Raw genomic sequence first — 18,037 nt, 5'->3', positions numbered from 1 at the left:
TTCAGGCTAAGGCGTAGCCTTGATTCCGACGATCTGTACTGCGACGCGGCGATCCGGTTGCAGGCACTGCATCAGCGCAGGCGTCGCGCGCTCACCCACGCAGTGCGCGGTCATTCCACTAGGCTGGCTTTCACCCATGCCGCTGGCCTGAATCGGCCCCGTAACGCCCTGGTCCAGCAAGTAGGCCTTCACCGTCCAGGCGCGACGTTCGGAAAGCTCCTGATTGTGGGCGGCATTGCCCAGACGATCGGCATGGCCGACCAGGGTGATGTGATCCAAGTTGGTGTAGATATCGCGCAGGCGCGCGGCCAGTTCATCCAGTCTGGACTTGCCTTCGGGCTTCATGCCGGCGATGTCGCTTCTATCAAACGCAAACAGCGCGTCTGCAGCGATATCGAAGGCTTCAGTGGTGGCAGCGGGTTTGGGCTGGCCGCACTCGGCAGCCATCTGTTCCGCCTGGCTGATCAAATCCTCGGCGATCTGGATGTATGGTTTGGCATGACGCCAACCGCCGTCGTGTATCTCATTGCCCGCATGAACCAGCTCGACTTCGCCACATGCAGTGGCCTGCGCGGCACAGTGGAATCCCGCACTCTGGCGCAGCGCTTCGTAGCGCGCCCACAGATCGGGGCGCAACTTCTCGGCCTGGTTGACCAAGGGTGTCTCCCAGCCCGGGTCCTTGCCCGCTTCCAGAGCGCCGACGATCTTCAGCGACTCGGCCAGGGCCGCTCGCGGGTAGCCGCCACGGTCATTGCGTGTGTACTCGTGAAAACTGGTGTCCAGCCAGCATTGCGCCTTGGACAGATGGTAGCTGTCCACTTCAATGCCTTGATCATTCAGTGTCTTGATGCGCCCTTGCGCTTTGACAAAGGCATTGTGGTCGGCATGGATCGCCTCGTGACTGATGCGCTGCTGCTGCGGCCGCAGCGCGTCGCCAGTGTTCTGCGCCAGTACCTGTCCGGCCAACAGCGTGATCAGGACGACGCTGGAAAGCCGCGTGATTTTGTTTGGAGTCATGTCGCGTTTCTCAGAATGAATGAATTCAACGCGGCAGAGCGCGATTGACCTCGGGGTTCTTGCCCGAGAACAAGGTTTCGTCGAACTTGAACCGCAGGCGCAGGTAGACGCCCTGATTGGTGTATTCGCCGCCGGTCAGGTCGCTGTCTGTGAAGCCGCGCCAGTTGTAGCCAGCTGACAACCACAGGTTGTCCTTGATGAGGTAACCCACCTCCGCACCGAAGGCGTTCTGCCGAGCACCACCGGGCGACCACTTGGTTGAAGCCATGCCGCTTACGTCCCAGCGCTCTGATACGTCATAGGTCAGCCTTACGCTGGCCAGGTACGCGGTGTAGGCATCCTTGCGGCCGTCGAAGTAATCGGTCTGGCGCTTGCCGGCAAAGTGCCCTGTCAGCCACCACGGGCGCGCAGGATGGTAGTCGGCGTGTACCGAAGCGATGTACTTGTCGTAGCCATCACTGAACTGATCGCTGCCATTGCCGGCGAGCTGAGACCACACGTCCGAAGCGTAGGCATCGCGCCGGGTCCAGTAGTCAACGCGGGCCAGCACGTTGAGACGGTTCGTATCGGTATCGCGGTAGGCCACGCCTACCTGTGCACGGTCTTCATAGGCCTTCGCATCCTGGCCGTCGTAGTCGTTCATCAGGTAGTAGTTGCGTGCCAGTACGGTCCAGTTGCGATTGAGCTTCCGCGCCACGGCCAGAGTTGAAAGCCAGCTGTCCATTCCTGGCTGCAGCGTGGGTTCTGCCAGTGGCTGACCCTCACTTTGGGGCGCAGCAGACGAGACGTTCCTGCCCTCAGTACCGCGCCACTCGATACGACCCGCAATTGACCACAGTTCGCTAGGTCGCCATTCCGCCCCGATATTGGCTGCGGTCGCTTCCTCGCCACTACCGTCAAGCAGCGACAGTTTCTCGCCGCCGGCCTGAAGGGACAGCGCATCACCCACACGCCAGGAGCGGCTCAGACCATTGGCCCACTGCAACTGCCGGCCCGAGAAGGAGTCGTACATGCGGTACTCACTGAACAAGCGAGCGCCATTGCCATAGTCCGACGTCAAACCCCATACAAAGGCGTTGGACTCATAGGGGCTGACTCCGTTCTGGCTGGTCACACCATCGCTCGTTGCGACACTGCTCAGGCCCGTGTTCCACTCATACCGGCCGTACGCCCGGGTGTTCTCCGCAATGCGGTAGCCAGCGCCCAGCGAAGCCCGTCGATGCTCGTTGAAGTGCAGGTCCTGCTCCAGCTCGGTTGCAATATTGAAAGCTTCCGTTGGCCTCCAATCCGCCGCCAGTCGAACTGCCGTGTACTCCACCGGTACGCCCGCCAGTCCATTACCAACCCAGCTGCCGTAGTTGCCGGCCCAGCCGTAGCCGGTGTTGTAGAGCGTCTGTCGGGTCGCAGGATTCAACGCCGTGTTACCGCCACCGTAGAATCCACCCCCGATACCGGGCGACACCACACCAACGCCAAACGGAGCGCTGATCGGCGCCGGCACCGACAGACCATTTCCGTAGAAGTCGCCTGCGCGCTCGGCTACATGGTTCACGCCGCCATCAAAACTGAAGGTGCCCGTGGTGAAGCGCAGCCCCGCATTGGCGCTTTCGCGCTTGGCGCCGCTGATGGTGTCTTCGGTATGGGTGCCCTGCGCCAGCAGCGACACGCGCTCGGTAAGCGCGAACTCCGCGCTTGCTCCACCCTCCTTGCGTCCACCGTTGAACGAGGAGGCCGGATTGTTGAATGCCGCATCGCTTTGACCGTAATAGGCCCTTAAACCCAAGCGCTCGCCTTGATGCGTGAACGCCAGTCGCCATGCGGCGCCAGTGGCGTCATCACCGGTTTCGACTGGTGTATGCAGCGGATTGAACGGGCTGCCCAGCGTGCCGCCTGGCTGCAGGCTGTACATCGAACCAGGCAGCGAGCTGACCTGGCTTTGGCTGCGGGCGTATTCACCGACAAGGCGGGTGCCAGCGCCCATGCGTACTGTCGCGTTGGCACTGCCAAGCTCGTATGGCGCCAGGGAATTTTCATCCTTGACGTAGCTGCCACCGATGGAAAGCACTTTGCCAAGTGCGTACTGGCCATCAGCGCCGTATACCCAACTCTTGTCGCCCCCTTGATCCACTTCATAGGTAATGCGCACAGACATCGGATTGAGCGCTGGATCTACCGTCGGGACAGCTTTGACGAAAAGGATGCGACCGCTGAACGGCTCGAACGTATAGTCCTCGAATCGCCGCATCTGCTGGACGCTCAGGATATGCGACGGCGCATTGCGGTCACGCACCACCAATTCCACACGCTCGCTGCCCAGGATTGCGCCGCCTGAGTTGCTCACCGTGAACGGTCCGGACAGACCACGTCCTGGAAATTCTTCAACAACCTGTTTCTGGTCTTGGTAGGCGGCGAACACGTTCATGCCACCGCGATCGTTCTCGCTGTGCGCTCGGAGTCCAGTCATCGTGCGGTTGTACTGGCCCAGATCGCGGACCTGCGCCGCTGCGACAAACCCCTGCCCAAATGCTTGGCTGAAGCCGGTGCCCGTCGCGATGTCGCCCCACAGCAGATAGTCGCGCCCCTTGTCCAATCTCAGATACAGGCGACTGGTGCTCTGGGCGTCGAAGCCCACGATCGAGGCATCGCCGCTGACCGGATACCAGTGCTCGGGATCGAGATCGCGGAACAACGCCTGGCGATCCGGCTTGTCGCTGTCGTAGGCCATGGTCAGCAGGGCGTCGTCTGTCACCGCCCCTTTCAGGAAAAATGACGTGCGTAGTGCTTCCTTGCGCCGCCCATCTCCCGTGCTGTGCGAGAAATTTCGGATCTGTCGCTCGAATCCATCCCCAGCCGTGTTGCCAAACAATCCAGCTCGTTTGTCCAGGCTGATGATGCCTTCGGCCACACCGGCGCCGACCAGCTCGCGCATCTCCGGAATGAAATTGATGGTTCCACTCGCCCGCTGGCCGCCGGCAGATACGACAATATTCACGCTCTGCGCCATGATCGGCGCCAGCAGCCAAATCTCCGCCAGCCCGTCGACAGCCTCGATCTGAAAACCAGGCGTCACCGGATCCAGGTCGTGCGCGTCCATGCCGAACATGTCGCTCGCCGCGCCGGGAAGCTGCAGCCGACCTCCATCGGCCTCCACTGTCACGAGCTGCCTGCCCGAAATACTCGCACCGGTCGCGTCACTGAGGCGCACCACCATTTTCACTGGCGTCTGCCCATCGGCAGGGACGCCATCGCGATCAACCTCGACCGCAATGCGATGGACATTGCCTGCTTCCCGCCTCAGGCCTGCATAGCCAGCAGCCCGATCCACAAGATTGATCGAGCGCGCTTGGTACGCAGTTGAATCAACACTCCCAAGTTCCGTTGACGTGGCGTTGAACGCCGATGAACCGATGGCAATGGTCAATGCAATGGCAAGCCGGCTCCTGCGTATCGACATCCTGTCGCAAGGGGCGCCACGCGACGCCCATTTCTTGTCGACTGTATTCACTGCTGTAGCACCCACCCTTTAGATTGGACAGGGAGGCTACGGCGTTGCTTGAGTCCATTGAATGGGACTTTTCCCAAACTTTAGGACTTTCCTTAGCGGCCTGAGAATTGCCGTCGCTTCCATCGGCGTGGCGTTCATGAGCGCTGTCGGCTGACTCAGTGACTGCTTGGGAAAACCGCATTGATCCATTGCGAATCGCTTGCAGTTTGTTTGGGAAATATCCCATTCCCGCGACGCAATTATCGTGTTAACGAACTCAGTCTGTGTGTCTCCGTCTGCCTTGACAGCGATGCTGGTGCACGCAGAACTCTCCCCGCAACCTGTCGCTTCCCCAGTCTCTTTTGGTTGGCATTTCGCCAAGTCTTTGCGGTGCGGAATGCAGATCGAACTGCGCACAGGACTGACCCGGTTTTTTCTGCCAGGGGCTCATGGCCGGGCTTTGCATCAGCGTTGGGCAGCGCAGACATCTGCGCTGGCGCTTCCTGAATGCGGTCAGCTGGAAGGGAGTCCCCCACTCCGGCCTGATGAGACCCGGGGTTTCAGGCAAAACGGATCACCGACGTTGTTTTCTGAACGATTGCAAGCCCAATCACTGAATTTAGCGACCGAAACCGTGATCTAATCCGCATTAGACGCTAAGTTTCGTGGCGAAGCCCACATGACCCTTCACATCATTCTCGCCGACGACCATCCGATCGTGACAAGTGGCGTACAACAGATTCTCGAACTGGACGCAACTGTGCGGGTAGTGGCTACCGCAGGTTCGACAGACGAACTTGTCAGCGCACTTGAGCAGACGCCTTGCGATCTGGTCATCACCGACTTCGTCATGCCCGGCGAGAACGTCCCTGACGGGTTGGCGCTGATCGGCCTGATACAGCGACGCTGGCCCCGGCTGCCGATCATCGTACTCTCGCGGATTGCGAATCCGGCCATCCTCCGCGCGATTCGCGACGCCGGTGTCAACGGCCTGATCAGCAAATCCGATGCACTTACCGAAATCCAACACGCGGTGCGATCCGTTGCTCACGGACGCAGGTACATGGGAAAGAGTGCAAAGAAGCTGCTCGAGAACGCAAGCGTCGATCTGGAGACATCGTCCCTCGCAGCATTGTCCCCGCGTGAAGCCGAGGTCCTGCGGGTTTTCGTTTCGGGAATGAGCATCAAGGAGATCGCACGCCTGCTCAACCGTAGCGCCAAAACCATCAGCAACCAGAAGCTTGCTGCCATGGATAAGTTGGGCATAAAGACGGATGTGGAGGTCTACGCCTACGCGTCCAAGCATGGCCTTATCACCTAGGCACAGGCATCGGCGTGCCCATATCGCACCTCACACTTCTGTCTTTGACACAGCATTGCCGCCTGCCTGGATCCTGTGCGTCGGCGTGGATGACAGCCGGCTTCAGTTGCAGCCGTTGCGACACTGAAGGCGCTGCTACAAGCCTGGCGACAGATCCGGCTCATACCATGCATCCGCTGGGCTCCTGCTGCCGACCACAAGGGGCGTGATGACAAAGCCCGACCCCGCGCCACCCGCATCTTCACACTTGCGTTGCTGCTTTCCAATGGGATTGGGCGCTGAAGCAATTGCCCGCGCCGCTCTACTCCAAGCCCTGGAGATAGCAATGGGATCTGGCCCATTTTCGATGAACGCGCATCCACAAATTTTCGCAGTTGATTCCCTGCGTTTGTGATACTCGCCATGCGCATCGCCAAGCATCGGCCATAGGCTTGGCGTCACCCCTAGATCCGGACCCGTCGCCATGAAGCGTTCGCACTCCATCGCCAGATTGCGGATTTTCCTGCTCACGCTGCTTCTGGTCGTCTGCGCGACGGCCACTACGCAAGGGCAAAGTCGACTCCAACTCACGTCCGAAGAGATAGCCTGGCGGCAGGCGCATCCGGTCGTCACAGTCGGGGTATTCGTCGGCGACCAGATGCCGCTGGAGGCGTGGGAAGGTGGAAAACCCCAAGGGCTGGGCATCGACTACGCACGCCTGCTTGCCGAACGCGCTGGACTGCAGCTGGAGTTTCATCCCTACACGGACTGGGCCGGGGTCGCCTTTGACATAACCCCACTTCCCTATGACCTGTTGCCCGCTCAGCCGGTCACTCCTGATCGGCGGTCGCGCTACGACCTGCTGCATCCGTTCCTGTCCGGAGCGCCAGCCCTCGTCGCGCCAAAGGGTGACCTCAGAATCCGCAGTGCTGCCGACCTCGCCCATGCACGTATCGCCGTGGAGCGGCGTTTTCGCACCGGCAACGCCAATATTGCGCGCCAATTTCCCGGGGCCACGCTGGTCTACGCCAATACCGGCCGCGAGGCTTTGGACCTGGTAGCACAGCAGCATGCTGACGCGTATATCGGCATGAGCATACCCCGTGCCCAAGTCCTTCTGAGCCGGCGCCCTGCCGATGATCTGGCAATTGTCAGCTCCGCTCCTCTCGAAGCTCTGGATGTCGCGCCAGCAGTAAACCAATCCAAGCCGATCCTCGTGGGGATCCTGCGCAAGGCGGAGGCCACCATTGACGAGCAGGAAATCGAAACGTTGCGCGCGCGTTGGGGGGCTGCTGGGCAAACCGAAGCGCGCGGGCCGGACGGCACGCTGTCTCAACAGGAGCGCGATTGGCTGAGCAAACTGCCTGTGCTGCGCCTTGGATATGAGGTAGATCGCTACCCCTACAGTTTCGTTGACGGCAAAGGCGACTTCTCCGGACTTGCTGCGGACTACGTACGTCTCTTGCAGAAAGAACTGGGCGTGCGCATTCAACTGATACCTGCGACCGACTGGAATACCTTGCAGCGAATGGTGCGCGCTCATGAAGTCGACCTGATCGCGGCCGGCACCACAAACGATTTCCCGAACAGCGAGATGGGTTTCTCCCAGCCTTACGAATACTTCCCCGAAGTGATTGTTGCCCGGCTTGACGGCCCACCCATCGCCGGCCCAAAGGATCTGGATTCGAAAAAGATCGCGTTCCGCATGGAGTCTGGACTGTACTCACGGCTGCGTGCGCGCTACGGCGAGAACATGCTGTACCCCACCACCAGCAACGAAGCCGGCCTGGCTGCGGTTGACACGCGCACTGCGGACGCTTTCATTGGCACCTTGCCGGCGATAGATGCACTGATCCGCAACCGCTACGTCGGCAATCTGCACGTCATTGGTCCGGCGGGCATGGATCAGGAGTTCTCCATTGGCGTTCGCTCGGAGTTCGCGCAGTTGCTTCCGTTGATCGACCATGTCCTGGGAAACATGGACAGTGGCGACAAGCAGGCAATGCGCAGCCGCTGGATCGCCGCAGAGTACCGCTACGGTGCACCGTGGAAGTGGGTGCTGATAGGCGTTGTCATAGCCGCTCTGGTACTGGCCTCCATCGTGGGCGCCTATGCACGGTTGCGGCGTACGTCGAAAGCACTGCAGTCGGCTGAGCGTGCCCATGCGGCACAGCTGCGGTTCCAGCAGGAGCTCATGGAAACCATTCCCTACCCGGTCTTCGTGAAGGACAAGAACGGGCGGTATCTAGCGGTCAACCGCGCGTACGAAGACACTCTGCACTGCTCCAGGCAGGACCTCCTCGGCCACACCATCGAGGAAACGCAACACCTGCATGGCGTCAGCGCGAAGGCGCTGATGCAAGCCGATCAGGACCTGATGGTCAGCGAAAGCGGAAGCACCCGCCGTGAGCTGAAGTATATCGACGCGCACGATGGTGGTGAGCGCAGCATCATCATCTGGCTGCGGCCATTCTCCGACGAACCTACCGGCACGAAGTCCTTGCTCGGTACCGCCGTGGACATCTCCGAAGTCCGCGCCGCCGAAGCGCGCGCTCGCGCGTCAGAGCAACAACTGTCAGACATTACGCAGACCATGCCATCAGTGGTTTTCCGCATCATCGCCTACCCCGATGGCAGGCGCAGGTTTACCTACGCTGGCGGCGCCGTCGAGGAGCTGCTCGACATGCCGGTACAGAGTCTGCTTGACGATGAACCGCTGCTGTTGTCACGGTTGCATCCAGACGATAAGCCGGTTGTCACCGACAATGTGGAAATCTCCCGGCGCACGCTGCAGCCCATGCCTGCCTTCGACTTCCGCCTGCGCGTCAGTGACGGCTGGCGCTGGCTCCGTACGGAAGGCGGTCACCCACGCCCGATTGGCAACGGAAGCGCTGAGTGGACGGGCTACTGGATTGATACCACAACGCTGCACGAGCAGGCCGAGGCGTTGCACCGGGCCAAGGCCGAGGCCGAAGCGGCGACTGCAGCCAAGGGCGCGTTCCTGGCGGCGATGAGCCACGAGATACGAACTCCAATGGCCGACGTGCTCGCCCTGATCGAACTTCTTGGGCGCAGCCACCTCAACTCCGACCAGACCACCATGCTGGCGATGATCCAGGAATCGGCACGGTCCCTCATGCAAGTGCTCGACGACATACTCGATCATTCGCGCCTGGAAGCCGGGCGCATGCAGATCGAGCACACTCGCTTCGATGTCCGCAACCTGCTCGACGGTATCGTCGGCGTGTTCGCCGCACGTGCTGCTGCGAAAGGGATCATGCTGCGCTCGATCATGGATTGGCGGCTTGCGGCCGAATTCTATGGCGACCCGTTCCGCATCAGGCAGATCCTGTCCAACCTCATGAGCAATGCGGTGAAGTTCACCGAACAAGGCGCGATAGTGTTGCATGTTGAAATCGGGCGCCCCACCCCGAGCGGCCAGTTGTTGCGGTTCAACGTCACCGACACTGGTATTGGCATCAAGCCAGATAACCTGGCCCGGTTGTTCCAGCCATTCACGCAGGCCGAAGACTCCACCGCACGCCGCTTCGGCGGCACTGGTCTTGGCCTCAGCATCAGCCGCCGTCTCGCCTCGATGATGGATGGCGAGATACGCCTGCAAAGCACACCGGGAAGCGGCACGCACGCGACATTCGAGGTGGCGCTCGAAGTCGCCGAGCACTGCGTCACCCAGTCGCAGCTTGCGGGCAAGACGGTCGCACTCGCCTGTACCGATGAGGCACGCAGCGACGAACTATCCAATGCGCTATCGGCGCTTGGCTTCCGTGTGATGCAGATCGATGAGGAAGATTTCGCGGAACCAATCACTGGTGTCGATCTTTTTGTTGCCGACACTGCCCTGCCTGCGCGTCTTCATCCTTCTGCGACGCCATGCCTGTTCGTGGACGACAGGGCGCCGCATCGGATGCCTTACAGAAGCTCGGCAGGCGTCGTGGTTCCCACCGGCCCGCTGCTGTATCACAGCCTGGAGCTGGGCTGCCTGGAAGCGCTCGGCATTCCACTACCTGTTGTTGCCCCCACCAAAGCCGCAGAGCGCGTGCAGCACCGCGCTCATGTCCTGGTTGCCGAAGACCATGCCAACAATCGTGTGGTCATGGCGCGCCAGCTTGAGGCTCTGGGTTACCCGTATTCCATAGTCGAGAACGGTCTTGAGGCGCTGGATCTATGGTCCAGGCAGCACTTCGACGTGCTGATCACCGATTGCCACATGCCCGGCCTCGACGGCTACGATCTGGCGCGTCGGATTCGCGAGCATGAAGGCAACCAGCGACGTCTTGTCATCCTGGGCGTCTCCGCCAGTGCGCAACCGGAGCAGCTTGAATACTGCAGGCAAGCAGGCATGGACGACTTCCTGTCAAAGCCGGTAAGGCTGGACGACCTGGCTGTCATGCTTTCGCGCCATCTCGACGTCGAGCACGCGGCACCGTCGTCTGGCGGTCTGGCTATGGACGGAGCCTCCAAGGCGACGCCACTGCCACATCTGCAGCAGATCTTCCGCGACCGGAACAATCTGGCGGTTTACCTCCGGGACTTACTGTCCAACTGCCGAGCGGACCTGTCAGAGCTTGACTTCCTCATCCAGACGGCAGACGTAGCCGCACAACGCCGGTTGCTGCACAGAATCGAGGGTGGGCTCGACACGCTGCGGCCGACCGGTAGCGAAAACCTCCATCGGGACGATCTCAGCGTCAGCGCTCGAAGATCTGACGTAGTCTCCGCAATGGAGCAGCTGGAGCAACTCGTGCGCGGATTTTTCAATGATGTAAGCGGCTAGCGCAAGCAACATACGGCTGGGCTTACGTACGCAACGTAAAAAAGCGGCTATGCCATTGCCTGCGCGGAGCCAAGCAATGACCGCCTGCAACGTCGACAACCGCACGGCTTGCACGGATCGAAACGCGTGACCATGGTCGTCCGTCGCCGGGTGTGATGCACTCCTGCCTCATTGTCCTCTGCAATGAGATCACCGACGGCCCCTGCCGTGATCTCCATGGACACGCTCGGGTTACCACGGTCGGATACTGGCGTCCGGCCGCCTGCTTCAGCGGCCGTCGCTATGTGCTTCCGAGAACCTCTTTATCCATTGGGCCGACAGACTCTTTTACATCTGCTGAATTTCACCAACTTCCCCGTAGGGAGGCTGGCAATTGCCGACGCATCCGCCAGGCGGATTCCAACCTCCGATGCCACCTCCCGGAGCGCCACCACCGCCACCACCACCACTCGGGGGGGCCTGCGCGATGGCGCCGGTTCCGCCGGACTCCTCAGCGCTTTCGCCGCAAGGCTTCTCGACGTACTGGATGTTGGTTCCAGTCATCGTCACCCGCTTATGGACCACGGTTACATAACCGACGAACGCCCTCTCACGCCACGTTGACTTGCCGACAAGTTTCTCGCCTGCAGAATCCAGATTGCGCAAGAATGCTGTAAGTGGACTACCTGCCTTGGCAACGTCATTCAACGTGACAGTGATTTTGAATGGTGGTAGCGAGTGAGTGATACATTCCGCCGCCAGCAGGCCGCCAGCCGAAAGAGTTAAAATTGCCAATAAAGTCCGTTTTTTCATCATCAAATCCCTTTATTCCCTATAGAGAAAGGCCGTGCATCGACCTGATATCTCACTCCGTACTTCTTCTCGTACAACGCATTCAACTTTGAAACGAGCATCATCGCGTTTTCCTCGGCCTTCATTCGCTGATCCGGCGTCAAGGATTGAGCGAACATTGCTTCCCTACCAATGGCCGCCGACGTGTTGCCCCTGATCTCCGATACACGGGCGACCGCATAGGCATCGATCAAGTTTTGCTCCCCTGGCAAACTGGCCAGACGTGCGGAAAGCAAGGACAGAGCGAAGTCATCACCGTTGGCTGCGGATAGGAGAAGCTTGTCGGTCGCATTTCTTGAAGGAAGCCCGCGAGCATCGAGCATTGTTTTCGCTACTGAATCACCAGAGTCCGCAGCAACCTGAAGCAACCCATCGGGGAGCTGGGAGTAGATTTCCCATTGCCGGGCATTGGGATAGCCACGTCTGTCCAGCCACTGTTGCTCCTCAATACTCTGAGGACCAAAGGGATCATCAGCCAGGCTCAAGCCTGCCCGTGATCTCGGAATATTAGGAAATGGATTGGACGAGCCCGGGCCCCTGGAATTTGGCGACGTAGTCGTTCCAGCTGATGACTCGATTCGCGCCACCCCTCCGTTTCCCGTGCCGGTCGACTCAGTAGCCTGCCGCACAACATTGCTATCAATAGCTGTTTCAGAGGCGGAATCCCCTGAGTTTCCAGCCTTTTTTATCATCGTAACGGCTACTGCACCCGCGACCAACAACATCAGTGAATAATTGAGTAGCTTCACTTTCTTGTGTTTCATATCGCACAAACTCATTCTGCTTGCAAAGAGAGAACCGGCAACAGGATCAAGACATAAAGAACGTGAAATTTATATAGCCATGATTACGCCGCATGGCGATGGTCATTTATATATTTCGTTGACTTACGCAGGCTTCTGATTGACGTTCCTATTTCGTACTGCGCGCAGCATTCCGTCAAGCTGGGATTACGGCATTTATGAGTGTAGGAATATTCTTGCAGAGTGGACTAGGTCACCACTTCCCAGCTTTCATCCGGAAGTGGAAAAGACGAAGCGCATCCGCTGGATGCTTCGCCGTTGCCCCTCATTTGCAGGCGTTGTGAACCACGTTGTCCCAATAGCTGGACATTGCAAAATCGCGTTTAACCCCTGCGACTTCATAAGCAGCTGCACGCCCGCGCCGCGCTGATTCACAAGCGCTTGAGCGATTGGGGCTGCCCATGCCTCCGGAGGCAGAGGCCGCTGCGCCGCGATCATTCGCGTACCGTTGGTCCAACTGCCGCCGCATACGATAGATTCGCCATTGCTCGGCATTCGATGGCTCGGATACAGGCGCCGCGTCCCACGATTTCACGGCAGCGCCTGGACACGGATCCGACTGATAGGAAACGTCTTTGCCGTCCACACATTTGAAAACCTGCTGTGCGTGGCTATAACCCGCCAGCAGAAAAAGAATAATCCCCAGAATCCCCCGGTACATTCCGTGCTCCATGCCGAACGCTGGTCGGAATCATAGCGTGGTGGCCGGCGCCATGTAGCGGACCGGAGCGCCCAGCCGGATTCTTGAGGGGACATATCGGCATCCTGCCGGAGGACGGCATCCGATCACACATCCTGCTATCCCCTCCGAGTCGGCTTTATGCCTGCCTGAAATGGCTGCGAGCGCGGTAACGCTCCACCCATTCCAGCGTCTGCCCAATGCCTCCGAACGGGAAGAAATGCAGACTCACCTCCCCGTGCGCCTCCGTCAGGCCGCTGGCGAGGCGATCGACAAACAGATCCGGCCCCGCAGCACCAAGCAGCTTGCCGATCGAAACGCCGTATTTGGACCACACCGATGCGCTTGCGCTGACGCCGCACATTGCCGCGTAGCGCGCGAGCGCGGCCACACTCGCAGGGCCAGGAACGCCTACGCGCACCGGGTGCTGGATTCCACGCTTACGCAGCGCTTCCAGCCACGTCAACACGACGTCGGCATCAAAACCGAACTGGGTGGCGATCAGGGGCGACATGCCACGGCTCTCGATGCTTTGGCACTTGTGTGCAAGCACCTGCCAGCGAGCAGCTTCGCTCATCACCGGATGGCCTTCCGGATGCCCGCCCACTCCAATCAGCTTGATACCGGCACGTTCGAATACGCCGGTTTCAATCAGCGCGGCGCTATCTGGGAACCTGCCCTTGGGGCTGGACGAATCGCCGGCAATCACGAAGCAACGCTCGACTCCCGCCTCAATGACTGCCCGCGTCACGAATGATTCCAGCGCTGCAAGCGAGGCGATCCGGCGCGCCGGAACATGCGGCACAGGCTCGAAGCCGAGTGCGCGAACCGTTGCGGCAGCGCTCAACCGTGCAGCGTCGTCTTCCCCCGCAAGATAGGGAATGAAAATGCTTGTACCGGGCGCTATCAGCGGCGCTGCGGTGATCAACGCTGGAATGGCTTTTGCGCTCACTTCCAGTGAGTAGGCATCGGTGAGCGGACTGGCGGAGCTGGACATATCGAAAAGGGTCAAGGGTCTTACCGTGATTTGACGACGAGTTGAGCGCCCCGCCCTCCCCCGTAATCGGTGGGCCGGGGCCATTGAACATGGTGCAGCAGGCGTTAGCTGTTTTGCGTGCTTCGTAAGCCGGTCAGTTGTGGGATTTTCTCGTCACTTTGTAGATCCAAGTTCCGTTGGGCGGCTTGCAATCCTTGCGGTGCAAACAAGCGGCATTCAACGCAATGACGCATCACTTGGCTGCCTTCCCGGCACCGGCTGCCGCCACGGCGCTCGAGTTGCGGGCAAGTTCGAAAAATGCCCGCACATAGTCGATGCCGGTATCCGCTTCGCGCGCGCCCAGAAAGATCTGCTTGGCGATGCCGCGCGCACCCAGCCGCACCGGCACCACCGCCATCCGGCTTGCGTACTCCTCAACCAACCAACGCGGCAGCGCGGCCACACCACGGCCACTGGCCACCATCTGCACCATGATGTCGGTGGTCTCAATGGCCTTGTGCCGCCTTGGCGTGACACCTGCAGGCAGCAGGAACTGGCTGTAGATGTCCAGGCGCTCGATGTCCACGGGGTAGCTGATCAGGGTCTCGCGGGTCAGCTGCTGTGGCTTCACATAAGCGGCCGATGCGAGCGGATGATCCTTGGCCACCACCAGCACCTGCTCGTAGTCGAACACGGGCTCGAACTTCAGGCCTGGCTTGAACAGGGGATCGGGCGTGACCAGCAGGTCGATCTCGTAGCCGAATAGTGCCCCTATCCCGCCGAACTGGAACTTCTGCCTGACGTCCACATCCACGTCCGGCCATGCGGTCAGATAAGGCGACACCACCTTGAGCAGCCACTGATAGCAGGGGTGGCATTCCATGCCGATGCGCAGCGCGCCGCGCTCGCCCTGCGCGAACTGGCCCAGGCGCTCCTCGGCCAGATCCAGCTGCGGCAACACCCGGTTTGCCACCGCCAGCAGGTATTGGCCGGCCTGGGTGAGGCGCAGGCTCCGACCTTCGCGCAACCAGATATCCGTGCCCAGCTGTTGCTCCAGCTTCCGGATGCTGTGACTCAACGCCGACTGGGTCAGGTTCAACACGCCGGCAGCGGCCGTCAGGGAGCCTTGCCTTTCGACCTGCTGGACGATGCTGAGGTGGATGCGCTCAAGCATATGTATGAATTCCACTCATTGATTCGTGAATTAATACCATTTTACCTCATCGAATGCGCTGACTAGGATCGACCTTCGGCATCGGCTCTGGTCGGTCTACCGGTGCACCCGCTCCCACGAAGGCGAACATGACCCATCCACTTCCACTACGCGTCATCGCGGTCTCCGGCGGGCTGCAGCAGCCATCCAAGGCTGCGGTGCTGGCTGAGTATCTGTCTGACCTGATCGCCGCCGAGGTGCCATGCGAACAGCATCTGCTCGAGCTCGGCCAACTCGCTCCCCACCTCGCCGGCGCGGTCAGGCGTTCCCAACTGCCCGGCCCCGTGGAAGCAGCCCTGTCTGCAGTCGAGCTGGCTGACGTGCTGGTGGTAGCCACACCGGTCTACCGCGGCTCGTACACGGGGCTGTTCAAGCACTTCTTTGATTTCGTCGACCAGGACGCCTTGGTCGACACGCCGGTGCTGTTGGCGGCCACCGGCGGCAGCGATCGGCACGCTTTGATGATCGACCATCAACTGCGGCCACTGTTCAGTTTCTTCCAGGCCCGCACCTTGCCGCTGGGCGTCTACGCAACCGACCGCGACTTCGCGGGCCAGGGCCTGCACAACGTTGAACTGATCCAGCGCGCCAAGTTGGCAGTTGAACGGGCCCTGCCGGTACTTCAGCTGTCCCGCCATGCGGGCATGAGCACAGCCGGGAAAGTAGCCGCCGCCTGAGAAACCACATCCCCACCGCGCCGAAACAGCACGACGCCGTGCCGAACTCCATCCGCAGAACCTACGCCAACGGGCCGCAATGAACGAGAACCTTGAATTCAGCATCAAGCGCATCAGCTTCGATGAAAACTACCAGCCATCGGACAGCACACGCCTCACCACAAACTTTGCCAACCTGGCCAGAGGCAGTAGCCGGCAGGAAAACCTGCGCAACACGTTGAAGATGATCGACAATCGCTTCAACAGCCTGGCCGACTGGGACAACCCGAGCGGGGATCGCTATGCCGTCGCGCTGGAGATCATCTCCGTCGAGGTGGAGATGGGCGTAGATGATGCGGCAGCGGTCTTCCCGCTGATCGAGATACTGAAGACAAGCATCATCGACAGCAGGACCGGCGCGCGCATCGACGGCATTGCCGGGAACAATTTCTCCTCCTACGTACGTGATTACGATTTCAGCGTGCTGTTGCCGGCGTACAACAACAGCCGGGCGGTGTTCGGCACGCCGGAGGACTTCGGCGACCTGCACGGCAAGCTGTTCAAATACTTCGTGGGCTCCGATGCTTACAAGGCGAACTTCGGCAAGCCGCCGGTGATCTGCATCAGCGCATCCAGCAGCAAGGTCTACCAGCGCACCGCAAACCAGCACCCGGCACTCGGCGTTGAATACCTGCAGAACGAGCTCTCCTCGACCGATCACTACTTCGCGAAGATGGGCATGCAGGTGCGCTTCTTCCTGCCGCCGAACGGGGTTGCGCCGCTGGCGTTCTACTTCTTCAGTGACCTGCTCGGCGACTATACGGACCTGGAACTGATCGGCACCGTCAGCACGATGGAGACCTTCCAGAAGATCTACCGCCCCGAGATCTACAACGCCAATTCGCCTGCCGGGCGCGTGTATCAGCCCAGCCTGAAGCACCACGATTACTCCCTGACCAAGATCGTCTATGACCGCGAGGAACGCAGTCAACTGGCCGTCAAGCAAGGCAGGTTCACGGAGGAAAACTTCATCAAGCCCTACCGCCAGACGCTTGAGCAGTGGGCCGCGAACTGCGCGCTCTGATCACCACCCGGAACAAGAACCCACCCATCATGAAAAAACTGTTGCCCACCTCAACCGCCGGCAGCTTGCCCAAGCCGTCCTGGCTCGCCCAACCCGAGAAACTCTGGTCACCCTGGAAGCTGCAGGACGAGGAGTTGATTGAAGGCAAGCAGGACGCGCTGCGGCTTTCGTTGCACGAACAGCTGCAGGCAGGCATCGACATCGTCAGCGATGGCGAGCAGACCCGCCAGCATTTCGTCACAACCTTCATCGAGCATCTTGATGGCGTTGATTTCGAAAAACGCGAGACGGTGCGTATCCGCAACCGCTATGACGCCAGCGTGCCAACCGTCGTCGGCGCAGTCAGCCGACAGAAGCCGGTATTCGTCGAGGACGCCAGGTTCCTGCGGCAGCAGACCACACAGCCGATCAAATGGGCCCTGCCCGGCCCAATGACGATGATCGACACGCTGCATGACGCGCACTACAAGAGCCGGGAAAACCTGGCCTGGGAGTTCGCCAAAATCCTCAACCAGGAGGCCAGGGAACTGGAGGCCGTCGGCGTGGACATCATCCAGTTCGACGAGCCTGCCTTCAATGTCTTCTTCGATGAAGTGAATGATTGGGGTGTTGCCGCCCTGGAACGCGCGATTGAAGGGCTCAAGTGCGAAACCGCAGTGCATATCTGCTACGGCTATGGCATCAAGGCCAATACCGATTGGAAGAAGACGCTGGGTTCGGAATGGCGCCAGTACGAAGAGTCATTCCCGAAATTGCAGCAGTCCAATATCGATATCATCTCGCTGGAATGCCAGAACTCACATGTGCCCATAGATCTGATCGAACTGGTGCGTGGCAAGAAGGTGATGGTAGGCGCGATTGATGTGGCAAGTGACATCATCGAAACCCCGGAGCAAGTGGCCGACACGCTGCGCAAGGCGCTGCGGTTTGTCGATGCGGACAAGCTCTACCCTTCCACCAACTGCGGCATGGCACCGCTGGCGCGTTCGGTTGCCAGAGGCAAGCTGCAGGCTCTCAACGCTGGAGCGGAGATAGTCCGGCGCGAGCTGATGTCTGGTACCAGCGCATAACCTGTTTCCGCTTTGGAAGTGGTGAACTGAAAGTGCGCGGTTTCAGCCAGCACCGAACCAATGAAGCTGACCGGCTTCCGTCAATGAAGCAGGTCGGCCTCATTCTTTGGACATTTCATCAGGACATCT

At 60.1% G+C, this 18,037-nt stretch carries 12 protein-coding genes and 1 pseudogene; 6 read left to right on the top strand and 7 right to left on the bottom strand.

The features are described from left to right. Window positions 1-6 precede the first annotated feature (6 nt). Together ABE493_RS00705 and ABE493_RS00700 are read right to left on the bottom strand one after the other, a co-directional pair. Window positions 7-1,017, bottom strand: a complete 1,011-nt coding sequence (locus ABE493_RS00705; RefSeq protein WP_346496298.1) for an OmpA family protein — start codon at window positions 1,015-1,017, stop codon at window positions 7-9. 25 nt (window positions 1,018-1,042) lie between these two features. Further along, entirely contained in the window at window positions 1,043-4,522 is a 3,480-nt protein-coding gene (locus tag ABE493_RS00700; RefSeq protein ID WP_346496296.1) for a hypothetical protein, read from the bottom strand. 658 nt (window positions 4,523-5,180) lie between these two features. On the opposite strand from ABE493_RS00700, the gene ABE493_RS00695 reads away from it, so the two are divergent. From ABE493_RS00695 to ABE493_RS00690, 3 genes and pseudogenes are all read left to right on the top strand, one after another. Further along, the gene (locus ABE493_RS00695; protein ID WP_346496294.1) at window positions 5,181-5,822 is read left to right on the top strand and encodes a response regulator transcription factor; all 642 of its coding nucleotides are present in this window, start codon (window positions 5,181-5,183) and stop codon (window positions 5,820-5,822) included. 463 nt (window positions 5,823-6,285) lie between these two features. Then, window positions 6,286-7,077 (top strand): annotated as a pseudogene (locus tag ABE493_RS19405) (transporter substrate-binding domain-containing protein); the annotation flags it as partial. 252 nt (window positions 7,078-7,329) lie between these two features. Beyond that, a complete protein-coding gene (locus ABE493_RS00690; RefSeq protein ID WP_430980685.1) occupies window positions 7,330-10,596 on the top strand; it encodes an ATP-binding protein in 3,267 nt (1,088 codons plus the stop codon). 327 nt (window positions 10,597-10,923) lie between these two features. On the opposite strand, the gene ABE493_RS00685 is transcribed toward ABE493_RS00690, so the two are convergent. The 5 genes from ABE493_RS00685 to ABE493_RS00665 all read right to left on the bottom strand — a co-directional run bounded on the left by ABE493_RS00685 (window position 10,924) and on the right by ABE493_RS00665 (window position 15,059). Beyond that, window positions 10,924-11,388, bottom strand: a complete 465-nt coding sequence (locus ABE493_RS00685) for a hypothetical protein (protein WP_346496290.1) — start codon at window positions 11,386-11,388, stop codon at window positions 10,924-10,926. Window positions 11,389-11,390: 2 nt separating this feature from the next. Next, complete coding sequence (locus ABE493_RS00680) at window positions 11,391-12,191, bottom strand: hypothetical protein (RefSeq protein ID WP_346496288.1); 801 nt, start codon at window positions 12,189-12,191, stop codon at window positions 11,391-11,393. Window positions 12,192-12,495: 304 nt separating this feature from the next. Beyond that, window positions 12,496-12,891, bottom strand: a complete 396-nt coding sequence (locus ABE493_RS00675; RefSeq protein ID WP_346496286.1) for a DUF4124 domain-containing protein — start codon at window positions 12,889-12,891, stop codon at window positions 12,496-12,498. 157 nt (window positions 12,892-13,048) lie between these two features. Beyond that, a complete protein-coding gene (locus ABE493_RS00670) occupies window positions 13,049-13,906 on the bottom strand; it encodes a methylenetetrahydrofolate reductase (RefSeq protein ID WP_346496455.1) in 858 nt (285 codons plus the stop codon). 232 nt (window positions 13,907-14,138) lie between these two features. Continuing rightward, window positions 14,139-15,059, bottom strand: a complete 921-nt coding sequence (locus ABE493_RS00665) for a LysR family transcriptional regulator (protein ID WP_346496284.1) — start codon at window positions 15,057-15,059, stop codon at window positions 14,139-14,141. 128 nt (window positions 15,060-15,187) lie between these two features. Here ABE493_RS00665 and msuE point away from each other — a divergent pair, with 128 nt between their 5' ends. From msuE to ABE493_RS00650, 3 genes are all read left to right on the top strand, one after another. Beyond that, window positions 15,188-15,775, top strand: coding sequence for an FMN reductase (msuE, locus tag ABE493_RS00660; protein ID WP_346496282.1), 588 nt, complete (start codon window positions 15,188-15,190; stop codon window positions 15,773-15,775). Between the two features lie 79 nt (window positions 15,776-15,854). Next, window positions 15,855-16,838: a DUF1852 domain-containing protein gene (locus tag ABE493_RS00655; RefSeq protein ID WP_346496280.1), complete on the top strand. Its 984-nt coding sequence runs from the start codon at window positions 15,855-15,857 to the stop codon at window positions 16,836-16,838. A 29-nt stretch (window positions 16,839-16,867) separates the two neighbouring features. Continuing rightward, complete coding sequence (locus ABE493_RS00650) at window positions 16,868-17,908, top strand: methionine synthase (RefSeq protein ID WP_346496278.1); 1,041 nt, start codon at window positions 16,868-16,870, stop codon at window positions 17,906-17,908. Window positions 17,909-18,037: the final 129 nt, after the last annotated feature.

Source organism: Stenotrophomonas terrae, assembly GCF_039674165.1.
Taxonomy (GTDB): Bacteria; Pseudomonadota; Gammaproteobacteria; order Xanthomonadales; family Xanthomonadaceae; genus Stenotrophomonas; species Stenotrophomonas terrae_A.
The sequence above is the reverse complement of the archived record's forward strand: the minus strand, read 5'-3'. Positions and strand labels throughout refer to the sequence as shown.

Bases quoted from the DNA above. Each gene is read 5' to 3' on its own strand.
- ABE493_RS00650 (WP_346496278.1), top strand. From the start codon at position 16,868: ATGAAAAAACTGTTGCCCACCTCAACCGCCGGCAGCTTGCCCAAGCCG.
- ABE493_RS00675 (WP_346496286.1), bottom strand. From the start codon at position 12,891: ATGTACCGGGGGATTCTGGGGATTATTCTTTTTCTGCTGGCGGGTTAT.
- ABE493_RS00705 (WP_346496298.1), bottom strand. From the start codon at position 1,017: ATGACTCCAAACAAAATCACGCGGCTTTCCAGCGTCGTCCTGATCACG.
- msuE (WP_346496282.1), top strand. From the start codon at position 15,188: ATGACCCATCCACTTCCACTACGCGTCATCGCGGTCTCCGGCGGGCTG.
- ABE493_RS00655 (WP_346496280.1), top strand. From the start codon at position 15,855: ATGAACGAGAACCTTGAATTCAGCATCAAGCGCATCAGCTTCGATGAA.
- ABE493_RS00665 (WP_346496284.1), bottom strand. From the start codon at position 15,059: ATGCTTGAGCGCATCCACCTCAGCATCGTCCAGCAGGTCGAAAGGCAA.
- ABE493_RS00685 (WP_346496290.1), bottom strand. From the start codon at position 11,388: ATGAAAAAACGGACTTTATTGGCAATTTTAACTCTTTCGGCTGGCGGC.
- ABE493_RS00695 (WP_346496294.1), top strand. From the start codon at position 5,181: ATGACCCTTCACATCATTCTCGCCGACGACCATCCGATCGTGACAAGT.
- ABE493_RS00670 (WP_346496455.1), bottom strand. From the start codon at position 13,906: ATGTCCAGCTCCGCCAGTCCGCTCACCGATGCCTACTCACTGGAAGTG.
- ABE493_RS00680 (WP_346496288.1), bottom strand. From the start codon at position 12,191: ATGAAACACAAGAAAGTGAAGCTACTCAATTATTCACTGATGTTGTTG.
- ABE493_RS00690 (WP_430980685.1), top strand. From the start codon at position 7,330: ATGGTGCGCGCTCATGAAGTCGACCTGATCGCGGCCGGCACCACAAAC.